We start from the raw sequence: 13,032 nt of genomic DNA, 5'->3' as shown, positions 1-13,032 counted from the left end.
GCCGCGCGAATGCTCAGCGGCGGCCGCCGGGTGAGCGGAGGGTCGCTCGATCATCATCGCTTCTGATAGGGTGCGCGGACATCCTGCTCATGCCCGCCGCTCGTCACTACGCCGCCATATTCGTCCTCAGCCTGACGGTCCTGGCGCTGGAGATCACCGTCGCCCGGGTGCTGTCGGTGGCGCTGCTCAGCCACTACGCCTTCGTCGCCGTGTCGCTGGCGATGTTCGGCATCGGCCTCGGCGCCCTGGCCGTCTACCTGGCGCCCGGCCTGTTCCGCGCCGAGCGCCTCGACCGCCACCTGGTCGTCACCCTGTGGACCTTCGGCTGCACCGCGGCCCTGGCCATGCTGGCGTTCCTCCACATCCACGTCGTGCAGGAGATCTCCTGGGCCGGCTTCGCCACCCTCGGCCTCGCCTACACCGTGCTCGCCGTGCCCTTCTTCTGCGGCGGCCTCGGCATCAGCCTGCTGATGACCCACGGCGCGGCGCGCATCGGGCCGCTGTACGCCGCCGACCTGCTCGGCGCCAGCGCCGGCAGCCTGGCGGTGGTGCTCGGGCTGCAACTGCTGCCGGCGCCGCTGCTGGCGCTGGCGGTGGCAGTGGTCGCGGTGGCGACGGCGCTGCTCTATGCCGCCCGCATCGGCGCCGGGCGCGTCGCGCCGGCGCTCGCCGCGCTGTTGGTGGCGGCGCTCGCCGGGCTGGCGGCGTCCAGCGACGCCTTCACCATGCGCTACGTCAAGTCGTGGGCCTCGGTGTACAGCGACTACGAGGTGTGGAACGCGTTCTCGCGCATCAGCGCCTTCGACTACGCCAACGATGCCGGACAGCCCCTCGGCCTGTCGAAGGCGCCGCCGGGCGGCTTCCCGCCGTCGCTGATGATCGACATCGACGGCACCGCCTGGACGCCGATGATGCGCTACGACGGCGACCCGGCCTCGATCCAGTTCCTGCGCGACTCGGTCCTCTACCTCGCCCACCACATCAAGCCCGACGCCGACGTGCTGGTCATCGGCACCGGCGGCGGCCGCGATCTGTTGGCGGCGCGCGCCTTCGGCCAGCGCAGCATCCTCGGTCTCGAGCTCAACCCGCTGATGCGCCACGTCGTCGACGAACGCTACGGCGACTACTCGGGACGGCCCTATTCCCGCATCGGCGCGACGGTGGTCGAGGACGAGGCGCGCAGCCGCCTGGCCAAGGTCGACCAGCGCTTCGACGTCATCCAGCTCAGCCTGATCGACACCTTCTCGCTCAACGCCGCCGGCGGCGTCGTGTTCAGCGAGAACTACCTCTACACCGTCGAGGCGTTCCGCGAGTACTTCCGCCACCTGACGCCCGACGGCGTGCTCACCGTCAGCCGCTATTTCGCGCCCAAGTACCCGCTGGAGATGCTGCGCCTGCTGGCGATGGCGCGCGAGGCCTGGGCGGCGGAGGGGGTCACCGACTTCGCCGCGCACGTCGTGGTGCTGAGCCAGAGCATCAACGCGACCATGCTGGTCAAGCGCTCGCCGTTCACCCTCGCCGAGCTGGCCGCCATCGAGGCGCTGGCGCAGCGCAACGGGTTCACCGTCCGCTACATGCCGGAGGACGACCAGTCGCACCCCGACCTGCGCCAGGTCGTCACCACCAGCGACCTCCCCACCTTCCTCGCCTTCTACCCGTTCATCCTCGATCCGCCGACCGACGACCGGCCCTTCTTCTTCCACTTCCTGCGCGGCCCCCTGGCGGAGATCCCGGGGCCGCAGGAGGATCCGTTCCAGATCCTCCGCCAGTGGAACGACGCGCAGTTCCTGATGTACCTGCTGATCGGCGTGGTCTCGACCCTCGCCGCGGTGTTCTTCCTCGGGCCGCTGCTGCTGCTGGCGCGCGGCGCGGTGCGCGGCGCGCCGGTCGCGCGGGTGGCGCCGCTGCTGCTCTACTTCGCCTGCCTCGGCTACGGCTTCATGATGCTCGAGATCCCGCTCATGCAGCGCTTCATCCTCTTCCTCGGCTACCCGGTGTACGCGCTGGCGGTGATCCTCTTCGCCCTGCTGCTGTTCTCCGGCCTCGGCAGCCTGGCGAGCGGGCGCCTCGGCAGCGACCGCCTGCCGACGGTGCTGGTGGCGATCATCGCCGTCGGCGCGCTGTACGTCTGGGGCGTGCCGCGGGTGGTCGAGCCGCTGATGGGGCTCGGCATCGTCGCCAAGATCGCGCTCACGGTGCTCTTCCTGGCGCCGCTCGGGCTGGTGCTGGGCATGGCCTATCCGCTCGGCATCGGCCGCCTGACGGCGGTCAGCGACGGCCTGGTGGCCTGGGCGTGGGGCCTGAACGCGGCGCTGTCGGTGGTCGCCTCGGTGCTCGCCACCTACATCGGCAGCCGCTTCGGCTTCGGCGCCGCGATGGCCACCGGCGTGCTGGCCTACGCCGTCGGCCTGGCCTGCATCCTCGCCTCGGCGCGGCGGCCGGCCGCGTCACCGATCGCGTCGCGCGCACCCGCTGTTGAAGCTCAGTGATTTTGTCCGCCTAACTGCTCAGTGAAAATGTCCGCCCCTCCGCGGCAAAGAAGGAGGGATGGAGAGGATGAGCAAGCGGCAATGGAAGCGGCTGGACGCCGTGGAGCGGATCGAGCGAGGGGCGCTGACGGTGGGAGAAGCGGCGGAGGTGCTGGGACTGTCGAAGCGGCAGGTGCGACGGCTGCGGCGGGCGGTGGGGCGGCGTGGGGCGAAAGGAGTGCAGCACGGGAACACGGGGCGGGCGCCGAAGCACCGCTTGGGGGAAGCGGTGCGGGAGCAGATCCTGGAGCTGCGGCGCAAGAAGTACGACGGGTTCAACGACCAGCACTTCACCGAGAAGCTGGGGGACGTGGAAGGGGTCAAGGTCTCTCGGGCCAGCGTGCAGCGGCTGCTGCGCGCGGCGGGCATCGGGCCGCCGCGCCGGCGGCGCGCCCCGAAACACCGCCGGCGCAGAGACCGCAAACCGCAGGCGGGGTTGATGATCCTCTGGGACGGCAGCCGACACGAGTGGCTCGAGGGGCGCGGGCCGATGCTGTGCCTGATGGGAGCGATCGATGACGCGACCGGCGAGCTGCTGCCTGGGGCGTCGTTCGTGGAGCAGGAGTGCGCGGCAGGGTACCTGCGGGTGCTGCGAGCGATCGCGGAGGCGAAAGGACTTCCGTACAGCGCCTACATGGATCGGCACGGGAGCCTGAAGCGCAACGACGCGCACTGGACGCTGGAAGAGGAGTTACGCGGGGTCCAAGACCCGACGCAGGTGGGCCGGGCGCTCGCGGCCTTGGAGATTGAGGTGATCTACGCGCTGTCGCCGCAGGCGAAGGGCCGAGTGGAGCGGCTGTGGGGCACGCTGCAGGATCGGTTGGTCTCCGAGCTCCGGTTGGTGGGGGCCACGACCGTGGAGGAGGCCAATGCCGTGCTGGAGGCCTTTCGGGCGGAGCACAACCAGCGGTTTGCCATTCCCCCGGCCGAGGCCACCCCGGCGTGGCGGCCGGTGCGACGGGGGACCGATCTGAGCCGGATCTGCAGCTTCCAGTACGAGGCGACCGTGCTGAACGACAACACCGTGCGGATCGGCGGCCTGGTCCTCGACATCCCGCCCGGCCCGCGCAAGCGCAGCTATGCGGGGACGCGCGTCGAGGTGCGCCAGCTCCTCGACGGCAGCTGGCGCGTCTACGGCGGCGACACGGTGATCGCCACGGCCGCCGCCACCTCGCCCGGCGCCCTCCGCACGCTCAAGCGCCGGCGGCGGCGGCCGCCGAGCGCCGCCTCGGTGGGGAAAACTCCAGTCGCCCTGCGGGCTCCTTCCGTTTCCCCCACCGACATGATCCCGTCACCACCACGATGAACCCCGGGGGGACGGAATCACTGAGCAGTTGAGGGCGGACAGAATCACTGAGCAGCGACAGCGTCGCGCGCACCCGCTTGACCCTGCCGCGACGCGGCGATTACTGTCCGCCGTCTATGATTCTCGTCACGGGTGGTTGCGGATTCATCGGCAGCGAGGTGGTGCGGCAACTGCTGGCCAAGGGCCACGCGGTGCGCATCGCCGACAACCTCAGCAAGCCGTCGGCGAAGCCGATCGCCGGGGCCGAATTCGTGCGCGCCGACCTGGCCTCGCCCGAGGCGGCGCGCGCCGCGATGCGCGGCGTGCGGGTCTGCGTCAACCTGGCGGCCCGCATCGGCGGCATCGGCTATTTCCATCGCCTGCCGGCCACGATCCTGAGCGAGAACAACCAGATCTATTCCTCGACCTTCGAGGCCGCGGCCGCCGAGAAGATCGAGCGCATGATCTTCGTCTCGTCGTCGATGGTGTTCGAGTCGGCCACCCGCTTCCCGAGCCGCGAGGACGAGCTGCTCTCGCTGCCGCCGCCGTTCACCGCCTACGGCTTCAGCAAGCTGATCGGCGAGTGGTACTGCCGCGCCTTCCACGAGCAGCACGGGCTCGACTACACCATCATCCGGCCGTTCAACGCCATCGGGCCGGAAGAGGAAGCCGGCGAGAACGTCGGCGACGCGCACGTCATTCCCGACCTGGTGAAGAAGATCCGTTCCGGCCAGTACCCGCTCGAGCTCCTCGGCGACGGCACCCAGACGCGCTGCTTCACCCACGTCTCGGACATCGCCCGCGGGTTGATCATGGCGATGGAGAGCGAGGCGGCGGTCAACCAGGACTTCAACCTCGGCAACGCCGAGGAGATCACCATGCTCGACCTCGCGAAGCGGCTTTATGCGCTGTGTGGCGACGGGCGGCCGTTCCAGGCGACGTACGTGCCCGGGTTCCCCTCCGACATCCGCCGCCGCGTTCCCGACAACAGCAAGGCCGAGCGCGTGCTCGGCTGGACGCCGCGCGTGACGCTCGAGGAGGGACTCCGCGAGGTCCTCGCCGCCGCCGCCGCGCGCGCCGGCGCATGAGCGAGTCGGTCGCCGTCATCGGGCTCGGCCGCGTCGGCCTGCCGTTCGCGCTCTTCCTCGCCCAGCGCGGCTGCACGGTCCACGGCATCGAGTCGAATCCGGCGACGGTCGCGGCGCTGCGCGCCGGCCGCATGCCGTTCCGCGAGACCGGCGGGCCGGAGGCGCTGGCGGCGACGCTCGGCACGCGGTTCCATCCCGGCGACGACCTGGCGGCGATCCGCGAGGCCGAGACCATCGTCATCACCCTCGGCACGCCGGTCGACGACTTCAACAATCCCGTCTTCCTGCCGATCGAGAACCTGCTGCGCGCCGCCCTGCCGCACCTGCGCCCCGGCCAGCTCCTGGTGCTGCGCAGCACCGTCGCGCCGGGCGCCACCGAGCAGCTCGGGCGACTGATCGAGCGCCTCGGCGGCCCGCGCATCGGCTCGGACCTGTTCCTGGCCTTCTGTCCCGAGCGCATCGCCGAGGGCCACTCCTTCGCCGAGCTCCCCGAGGTGCCGCAGATCGTCGGCGGCGTCGACGCGGCGAGCAGCGAACGGGCGGCGCGCTTCTTCCGCCTGGTGACGCCGACCATCCACCAGCTCGACGCCCGCAGCGCCGAGCTGGCGAAGCTGTTCTGCAACATGTACCGCTACATCGACTTCGCGATCGGCAACGAGTTCATGATGATCGCCGCCCAGCACCGGCGCGAGATCTACCCGATCCTCAACGCCGTCAACCGCGGCTACAAGCGCGGCGGCATCAAGTCGCCGGGCCTCACCGGCGGCCCGTGCCTGTACAAGGACGGCTTCTTCCTCACCGGCAGGATTCCCTACAACGAGCTCATCGCCAGCGCCTGGAAGATCCACGAAACCACGCCGGCCTACCTCATCGAGCAGGCGCGCGCCCTGGCCCCGCTCGAGGGCGCGCGGGCGGCGATCCTCGGCCTGTCCTTCAAGAAGGAGATCGACGACCCGCGCAACTCGCTGTCCTACAAGTTGCGCAAGCTGCTGCTCGCCGAGGGCTGCGACGTCGCCCTGCACGATCCGCTGATCGCCTCGGCGCCGCTCGACGAGGCGCTGGCCGGCGCCCAGTTCGTCTTCCTGGCGATGAACCACGACGCGTTCCGCCGCCTGACCCCGGCGGCGCTGCGGGCCCGCTGCGCCCCGGGCGCGGTGATCGTCGACGTCTGGAACGTGCTCGGCACCGACCGCGTCGTCTTCGCGCTGTGAGCCCCGGGCCGCGCTGACGGACCGCGCATGCCGCCCGCCGATCTCTCCGCGTCCACCGGTTCGGCGCCGCTGCGCCTTTCCATCGTCATACCGGTCTATCGCGAGGGCGAGGGCGCGCGCGCGACGATGGAGACCGTCGCGGCGACGGCGCCGCGCCCGCACGAGATCCTGGTCGTGCACGACGAGGCGGACGATCCGACCCTGCCGGTGATCGCCGACGTCCAGGCCCGCTTCCCGCAGGTGCGGGCGGTGCACAACACGCTCGGCCGCGGCCCGGCCTGGGCGCTGCGCGCCGGCTTCGCGGCGGCGCGCGGCGAGACCGTCTGCGTCACCATGGCGGACGCCTCGGACGTGCCCGAGGACATCGGCCGCATGCTGGCGCTGATCGAGCAGGGCTACGACCTGGTGGCCGCCTCCCGCTACATGCCGGGCGGCGTCCAGGAGGGCGGGCCGCTGCTCAAGCGCACCCTGTCGCGCCTGGCCGGCCTCAGCCTGCACGCCCTGACCGGGCTGCCGACCCGCGATCCGACGAGCAACTTCAAGACCTATCGGCGCGCCATGCTCGAGCAGTTGCGGCTCGAATCGAGCGAGGGCTTCGACATCGCCCTCGAGATCACGGTCAAGGCGTACCTCGCCGGCTTCCGCATCACCGAGATCCCGACCGTCTGGAAGGATCGCACCGCCGGCGCGTCGAACTTCAAGCTGCTGCGCTGGCTGCGGCGCTACCTGCGCTGGTACGGCCTGGCGCTGCGGGGAGGGCGCGGTGGACGAGCAGGCGCTCTACGCGCAGCGCTTTGATCCCGCGGAGCGCGCCGCCAAGGCGCGCCTGTGGGCGGTGCTCTGCCAGGACGTCCTGCAGCGCTACGTGGCGCCCGACGCCGCCGTGCTCGATCTCGGCGCCGGGAGCTGCGAGCTCATCAACCACATCCGCTGCGGCCGCAAGTTCGCCGTCGACACCAACCCGGCGCTCGCCGAGCACGCCGCCGCCGACGTGCAGACGCACTGCGGTCCGGTGGACGCCCTCGGCTGGCTGCCCGGGCCGCTCGACGTCGTCTTCGCCAGCAACCTGTTCGAACACCTGCCGAACCCCGAGGCGCTGCTGGCGACCCTGCGCGCCGTGCGCGACGCCCTGCGCCCGGGGGGCCGGCTGGTCGTCATCCAGCCCAACATCCGCTTCGCCTACCGCGAGTACTGGGACTTCCTCGACCACCGCCTGGCGCTCAGCGACCGCTCGCTGCGCGAGGCGGTCGAGCTCGCCGGCTTCGCCGTCCGCGAGCTGCGGCCGCGCTTCCTGCCATACAGCACCAAGGGCATTCGCGTCGCCGCTCCGCTGCTGCTGCGCCTCTACCTGCGCTGCCCGCCGCTGCAGTGGCTGACCGGCAAGCAGATGCTGCTGGTCGCCGAGCGGCCGCGCTAGAACGAGCCACGAGGCGATAAGACAACTTCACCACGGAGGCACGGAGACACGGAGGGTACCGCGTCGGGATGGCGGGTGGGTGCGATCCCTATGGCCATTGCTGATGGCGTTGGGGATCTCGCCCCCGAACCCTCTCTTGTCCAGGTTACTCCGTGTCTCCGTGCCTCCGTGGTGAAGGTGTTTCGTCGGATCGAGGCGAGATCGCGGCGCTGGGGCGGTTCCAAAACGGCGCCGCGAGGGATAGACCACTGCACGGCCAACTTCCGGGGGGATTCGATGTATCGCGAGCCAGCGCAACTGCCGGGCATCCAGGTGATCACCGCCAAGTTCTTCGTCGACGACCGCGGCTTCCTGCTGCAGTCGTGGGTCGAGCAGGATCTGAAGGCCCTCGGCATTCCGACCGACTTCAGGCAGGCCATCCAGACGCACTCGAAGAAGGGCGTCATCCGCGGCCTGCACTTCCAGTGGGCGCCGCCGATGGGCAAGTTCGTGCGCTGCATCCACGGCGCCATCATCGACGTGGTGGTGGACGTGCGGCACGGGTCGCCGACCCTCGGCGATCACACCGCGGTCGAGCTCAACGATCAGAACCACCGCATCATCTGGGTGCCGCCCGGTTTCGCCCACGGCACGGTGGCGCTGACCGACGACGCCATCGTCCTCTACGAGTGCTCGGCGCCGCACGGCGCCGGCGAGGGCGGCATCCTGTGGAACGATCCGGCGCTCGCCATCGCCTGGCCGAACATCCCGCCGATCGTCTCGGAGAAGGACCAGAAGGCGCCGACGTTGCAGCAGTGGCTCGCCGACGAGCGCTCGCAGCACTTCCGCTACGGCGCGTAGTCCGCGCGGTCGCCGTCGTCGCGTCGACGCCGGGGCGATTCCGACCGACCGACCTCGCCCGCCGGCGCGCCGCGGCGGATGCGCGGGATTCGCGCCCGCTGGCGCCTCACGGCTGGTCCTTGCGCCACTGGCAGACCACGAAGCAGGCGGTGCGCGCCGACATGCGCCGGGTCAGCCAGTCCTCGAGGCGGAGCATCGCGGGGCTGTACCAGGGCTTGGCGGCGAGCGGGATGCGGAAGACCATCGAGTTGAAGACCAGCAGGAAGGCCGGGCCGCCGCCGTAGTGCTCGCGGACCACCGTGAAGCGACCAGCGAAGCGCTGGCGCAGGCCGGCGATGTCGACCGCCGCCTCGTTGTCGACGAACAGCCGGTCGTAGCGATACCAGATGCGGCGCAGCACGTCGGGCAGCGACCCGGTGTGGGGCTCCATGAAGGCGAAGGTGCCGCCCGGGACGAGGATGCGGTGGATCTCGGCGACCGCCTCCTCGACGTGCGGGTGGAGGTGGTGCAGGCCGCCCACCACCACCGCGGCGTCGAAGTGCGCGCTCGGCAGCCCGGAGCGGGTGATCGAGGCGCACACCGCCTCGATCTCCGGCCAGCGCCGGCGCATGGCGGCGATGGCGGCGTCCGACACGTCGAGGCCGGTGACCCGCGCGCCGCGCGCCAGCAGCGCCGGAATGCCGAGGCCGCTGCCGCTCATGGCGTCGAGCACGCGGCGGCCGCGCAGGTCGAGGCCGTCGAACAGCGGCGCGTGGACGAAGCGCTCGCGGAATTCGCGGCTCCACGGGTCGTCGTAGTGCGCGTCGTACTCGTCGATCTGGGCGTTGTACTGCGCCCGCTGCGCGTCCTCGGACGAGGCCATCGCGCGCTCAGGGGGCCCGCAGCACCTCGACCTCGCCCGCCTGCAGGTCGAGATCGATCGACGACACGATGCTGCGGTGCTTGCCGGTGCGGACCATGTCGATGCGCGGGGTGAATTCGACGTCGATCTGCATGGCGGCGCCGAGGTAGCGGCGCATCAACGCCAGGATCTCGTCGAACTGCTCGTCCGAGAAGCGCGTGCCGCGAACGATGCGCAGCCGGATGGCGCCGCGCCGCTCCTGCACCACCTGGTACTGGCGGACGACGTGGTCGTAGTCCTTGAACAGGTGGCTGAAGAAGGTGCCCGGGATGTAGGCGCCGTTGTCGGCGACGATCACCGCCTGCACCCGGCCCTCGATGCGGCCGATGCGCGGCAGGCCGCGGCCGCAGGCGCACGGCACCGCGGGATCCATCGCCACGGCGAGATCGCCGATGCGGTAGCGGATCAGCGGCATCACCAGGTTGTTGAGGTCGGTGATCACCACCTCGCCCAGCTCGCCGGGGCGCGCCGGGCGGCCGTCCCTGAGGATCTCGACGATGAAACTCTCGGCGACCACGTGGTGGCCGTCGTGCTGCTCGCACTCCCAGGCGATGCCGGAGAACTCGCGGCTGCCGTACTTGTCGAAGACCTGGCAGCCGAAGGCGTTCTCGATCGTGGCGCGGCTGTGCGCCGGCAGCTCCTGGGCGGACGAGATGATGCCGCGCGGCCGGATGCCGTCGAGGCCGTGGCGGCGCGCGTGGTAGGCGAGAAAGTTGAACGACTCGGCGTAGCCGTCGACCAGCGCCGGCCGGTGGCGCCGCAGGGCGGCGATGGAGCGCGCGATCCCGGCCTCGTTCATCTCGAAGGCGGGGATGAACAGGCGCCGGTTCCACCAGGCGTCGGCCCGCTCGCGGGCGACCTGCAGGCGGTTCATGCCGATCGTCTGGTGCCAGAGCCGCGCCGAGCGGTCGCCGAAGCGCCAGCCGGTCCATTCCATGCTGCGCTGGGTGGCCGCCCAGCGGATCTCGAGCTGATGCTGGTCGACGTAGATGGTGAGCGGCTCGCCGGTCGAGCCGCTGGTGGTGATGCGCTGGATGCGCCGCTTGTCGTGGTTGTCGGAGAGCAGGTCGAAGTAGAGCTGGGTCCGCACCACGTCCTTCGACAGCAGGGGCAGCTTGCCGAGATCCTCGAGGTGGCGGATGTCGTCCGGCGTCAGGCCGCGCTCGTCCATCCGCTCCCGCCAGTAGGCGACGTGGCGGTAGGCGTGGTCGATCAGCCGCCGCAGCTTGCGCTCCTGCAGGGCGCGCACGTCGGCGGGGCGCAGCCATTGCGAGCGCTGCAGCTCGTCGTAGTAGTGCCGCGCCTGCCGGGTGATCATCCAGTGGTGCAGCGGCATGGTCGCGAAGTAGGCGCGCAGCGACCAGGCGCGCCAGCCGGTGAGCGGCGGCGACGCGCGGGTCGGCTCGTGGTCGCGCAGGAAGTCGTGCACGGTCCCATCGCGTTTCGGCGACCAGCGGAACTCCGCGAAGGCCTTGGCGAGGTCGACCAGGCTCCACAGCACCACCCGCACCGGCAGGCCGGCGATGAACGACTGGCCGACGCGGCGGCGATCGAAGAGGGTCTCGACCTCGCGGACGGTGTAGCCCTTCGAGTGCGCGGCCACGGTGATGAAGGACTGGTAGTAGCGGTAGCGGTAGCGGTGGGTGAGGATGTCCGCCAGGACCTCGCGCCGGGCGAGGACGAAGCCCGACTTGTTGTCGCGGGCGCGCATGCCGAACAGCCCGTTGAGCAGGACGTTGAGGCCCTTGCTCAGCACCCAGCGGTGATCGAAGAGGCGGCCGATGTTGCTGCGCCAGCCCTGCACCAGGTCGGCGCCCGACAGGCGGATCTCGCGCAGCAGCCGGGGGACGTCCTCGGGCGGATTCTGCAGGTCGGCGTCGATGAGGCAGACGAACGTGCCGCGCGCCGCGTCGAGCCCGCTGCGCCAGGCGGCGGCGATGCCGCGGTTGCGCTCGTGGCGCACGACGCGCAGGCGCGGCGAGGCGGCCGCGAGCTCGGCGAGCACCGCGCGCGAATCGTCGGTGCTGCCGTCGTCGACGAGGACGATCTCGCCGTCGATCCCCTTGCGATCGAACGCGCCCTCGAGCCGCGCCACCAGCTCGGGCAGGTTGCGCGCCTCGTTGTAGCAGGGGGCGATGACCGTCAGGGTCGGCGTCACGTCGGCTGTTGCCTGATCCATTGCCAGGTCCGTCGCAGGCCGTCGTCGAGCGCGACCGTCGGCTGCCACGCGAGGGCGTCGCGGATGCGGTCGATCGCGGCGACGCGGTGGGTGTCGTGGGTCCAGTCGGGCGGCGCCGAACGCGGCGGCGGGCCGGCGGCGATGGCGGACATGCGCGCCACCAGGTCGCCGACGGCGGTGGCGCGGCCGGAGCCGACGTTGAGCACCCGCCCGCCGCCGGGCGCCAGCAGGGCGCGCAGGACCGCTTCGACGACGTCATCCACGTAGACGTAGTCGAGCGCCTGCCGGCCATCGCCGATCACCACCGGCGCCTCGCCGCGCGCCAGGCGCTCGAACGAGCGGACGATCACCGATTTGTATCCCATGCCGGCGTACTGTCCCGGCCCGTAGACGAAGAAGAACCGCAGCGCGTCGCCGCGCATGCCGCCGTCGGCGGTGTGCAGGCGCAGGAGCTGCTCCCCGAACAGCTTCGACATCCCGTACAGCGTCGCCGGCTGCGGGCACTCGCCCTCGTCCATCGCCGGCGCGTGCAGGCGGCCGTAGGCGTAGAGCGAGGAGGAGAAGACGACCTTGGCGACGCCGGCGCGGGCGGCGGCGTCGAACAGGCGGCGCGTTCCGACGACGTTGCTGGCGAGCAGCGCGTCGGGATCGTCGAGCGCCGGGCGATGCTTCTCCGCCGCCAGGTGGACGAGCAGCTCGATGCCGTCGAGCGCCGCTGCGAGCGCCGGCAGCGGGTCGCCGCCGAGCTGGTGGCGAACGATCTGGACGCGCGGGTCGTCGACCAGCCCGCGGCGCTCGGCCGGGGCGTCGATGCGATCGAGCACCACCACCCGCGCCGCCCCCTCGCGCCGCAACGCCGCCACCAGATGCGCGCCGATGAAGCCGCACCCCCCGGTGACCAGGACATGGCGTCCGGCGAACCTACTCCGCACGGGCGTCTCCCTGCCGCGGGGCGAGGCGGAAGAGCATCTGCGGCTGGGTGTGCAGGGAGTTGTGGAACAGCGCTTCGTCCTCGACCCGCCAGTGGGCGGCGGCGAGTTGGCGCAGGGCGGCGCGGGAGCGCAGGAAGGCGCCGCGATCGCGATGCATGAACCAGTCCTCGAGCGGGTTGCCGTTGTCGGGGTCGAGGTCGACCAGCACGACGCGCCGGGTGACGACGCGGCGCAGGTCGCGCAGCAGGACGTCGCACTGTTCGTCGGTGAGGTGATGGGCGACGTTGACGATCAGCGCCCGGTCGACGCAGCCGTCGGCGAGCCCGAGGTGGGTGGCGCTCATGACCGCGAAGGCGTGTCCGGCCGGCGCGTGGGCGCGGCCGAAGCGGAGCGAGGGGAGGGCGGTGTCGAAGCCGATGTAGGGGCCGCGCGCCAGGCGCGAGAAGAAGCCGGTGCCGCAGCCCACGTCGAGCAGCCGCTCGCCGTCGGCGAGCTCGAGCGCGGCGGCCAGTCGGGGCGCCACGCCCAGGTAGGCGAGCCAGCGGGTGTAGTGGAAGAGGGCGGTGTTGCGCGCCGCCGCGTGTGCCAGTCGGGTCGCGAGTCCGGGCCGGGTGGCGCGCATCGCCGCAGCTATTGCCGCTGGCGCGGCAT

The 13,032-nt window shown here is 71.3% G+C and carries 11 protein-coding genes; 7 read left to right on the top strand and 4 right to left on the bottom strand.

All coding sequences use genetic code 11. From position 1 onward, the window contains the following. Positions 1-89 precede the first annotated feature (89 nt). The 7 genes from KF840_11880 (at position 90) to rfbC (ending at position 8,369) form a co-directional block, all read left to right on the top strand. Positions 90-2,489, top strand: a complete 2,400-nt coding sequence (locus tag KF840_11880; GenBank protein MBX3025595.1) for a hypothetical protein — start codon at positions 90-92, stop codon at positions 2,487-2,489. 67 nt (positions 2,490-2,556) lie between these two features. Then, positions 2,557-3,834: an ISNCY family transposase gene (locus KF840_11875; protein ID MBX3025594.1), complete on the top strand. Its 1,278-nt coding sequence runs from the start codon at positions 2,557-2,559 to the stop codon at positions 3,832-3,834. Positions 3,835-3,950: 116 nt separating this feature from the next. Beyond that, positions 3,951-4,901: an NAD-dependent epimerase/dehydratase family protein gene (locus KF840_11870; GenBank protein ID MBX3025593.1), complete on the top strand. Its 951-nt coding sequence runs from the start codon at positions 3,951-3,953 to the stop codon at positions 4,899-4,901. Further along, positions 4,898-6,112 (top strand): nucleotide sugar dehydrogenase, encoded by a 1,215-nt coding sequence (locus KF840_11865; protein ID MBX3025592.1) that lies wholly within the window; start codon positions 4,898-4,900, stop codon positions 6,110-6,112. Before KF840_11870 ends, KF840_11865 begins: the two co-directional genes overlap by 4 nt. A 27-nt stretch (positions 6,113-6,139) precedes the next feature. Continuing rightward, the gene (locus KF840_11860) at positions 6,140-6,910 is read left to right on the top strand and encodes a glycosyltransferase (GenBank protein MBX3025591.1); all 771 of its coding nucleotides are present in this window, start codon (positions 6,140-6,142) and stop codon (positions 6,908-6,910) included. Next, positions 6,876-7,529 carry a class I SAM-dependent methyltransferase gene (locus KF840_11855; protein MBX3025590.1) on the top strand — a complete coding sequence of 218 codons (654 nt, stop codon included), beginning with the start codon at positions 6,876-6,878 and terminating at the stop codon, positions 7,527-7,529. The genes KF840_11860 and KF840_11855 overlap by 35 nt, the downstream gene beginning before the upstream one ends. 276 nt (positions 7,530-7,805) lie before the next feature. Further along, complete coding sequence (gene rfbC / locus KF840_11850) at positions 7,806-8,369, top strand: dTDP-4-dehydrorhamnose 3,5-epimerase (GenBank protein MBX3025589.1); 564 nt, start codon at positions 7,806-7,808, stop codon at positions 8,367-8,369. A 106-nt stretch (positions 8,370-8,475) separates the two neighbouring features. Here the strand turns inward: rfbC and KF840_11845 are convergent, their stop codons facing one another. The 4 genes from KF840_11845 to KF840_11830 are packed head-to-tail and all read right to left on the bottom strand — an operon-like array spanning position 8,476 to position 13,003. Further along, positions 8,476-9,231 (bottom strand): class I SAM-dependent methyltransferase, encoded by a 756-nt coding sequence (locus tag KF840_11845; protein MBX3025588.1) that lies wholly within the window; start codon positions 9,229-9,231, stop codon positions 8,476-8,478. 7 nt (positions 9,232-9,238) lie between these two features. Beyond that, on the bottom strand, positions 9,239-11,449 hold the full coding sequence (locus tag KF840_11840) for a glycosyltransferase (protein MBX3025587.1): 2,211 nt from the start codon (positions 11,447-11,449) through the stop codon (positions 9,239-9,241). Continuing rightward, positions 11,425-12,381 (bottom strand): NAD-dependent epimerase/dehydratase family protein, encoded by a 957-nt coding sequence (locus KF840_11835; protein MBX3025586.1) that lies wholly within the window; start codon positions 12,379-12,381, stop codon positions 11,425-11,427. The genes KF840_11840 and KF840_11835 overlap by 25 nt, the downstream gene beginning before the upstream one ends. Next, on the bottom strand, positions 12,371-13,003 hold the full coding sequence (locus tag KF840_11830; GenBank protein MBX3025585.1) for a class I SAM-dependent methyltransferase: 633 nt from the start codon (positions 13,001-13,003) through the stop codon (positions 12,371-12,373). Before KF840_11830 ends, KF840_11835 begins: the two co-directional genes overlap by 11 nt. Positions 13,004-13,032: the final 29 nt, after the last annotated feature.

Source organism: bacterium (genome assembly GCA_019637795.1).
Lineage (GTDB): Bacteria > Desulfobacterota > Binatia > HRBIN30 > CADEER01 > JAHBUY01.
This window is presented reverse-complemented; position numbering and strand designations above follow the sequence as displayed.

Bases quoted from the DNA above. Each gene is read 5' to 3' on its own strand.
- KF840_11880 (MBX3025595.1), top strand. From the start codon at position 90: ATGCCCGCCGCTCGTCACTACGCCGCCATATTCGTCCTCAGCCTGACG.
- KF840_11875 (MBX3025594.1), top strand. From the start codon at position 2,557: ATGAGCAAGCGGCAATGGAAGCGGCTGGACGCCGTGGAGCGGATCGAG.
- KF840_11870 (MBX3025593.1), top strand. From the start codon at position 3,951: ATGATTCTCGTCACGGGTGGTTGCGGATTCATCGGCAGCGAGGTGGTG.
- KF840_11865 (MBX3025592.1), top strand. From the start codon at position 4,898: ATGAGCGAGTCGGTCGCCGTCATCGGGCTCGGCCGCGTCGGCCTGCCG.
- KF840_11860 (MBX3025591.1), top strand. From the start codon at position 6,140: ATGCCGCCCGCCGATCTCTCCGCGTCCACCGGTTCGGCGCCGCTGCGC.
- rfbC (MBX3025589.1), top strand. From the start codon at position 7,806: ATGTATCGCGAGCCAGCGCAACTGCCGGGCATCCAGGTGATCACCGCC.
- KF840_11845 (MBX3025588.1), bottom strand. From the start codon at position 9,231: ATGGCCTCGTCCGAGGACGCGCAGCGGGCGCAGTACAACGCCCAGATC.
- KF840_11840 (MBX3025587.1), bottom strand. From the start codon at position 11,449: ATGGATCAGGCAACAGCCGACGTGACGCCGACCCTGACGGTCATCGCC.
- KF840_11830 (MBX3025585.1), bottom strand. From the start codon at position 13,003: ATGCGCGCCACCCGGCCCGGACTCGCGACCCGACTGGCACACGCGGCG.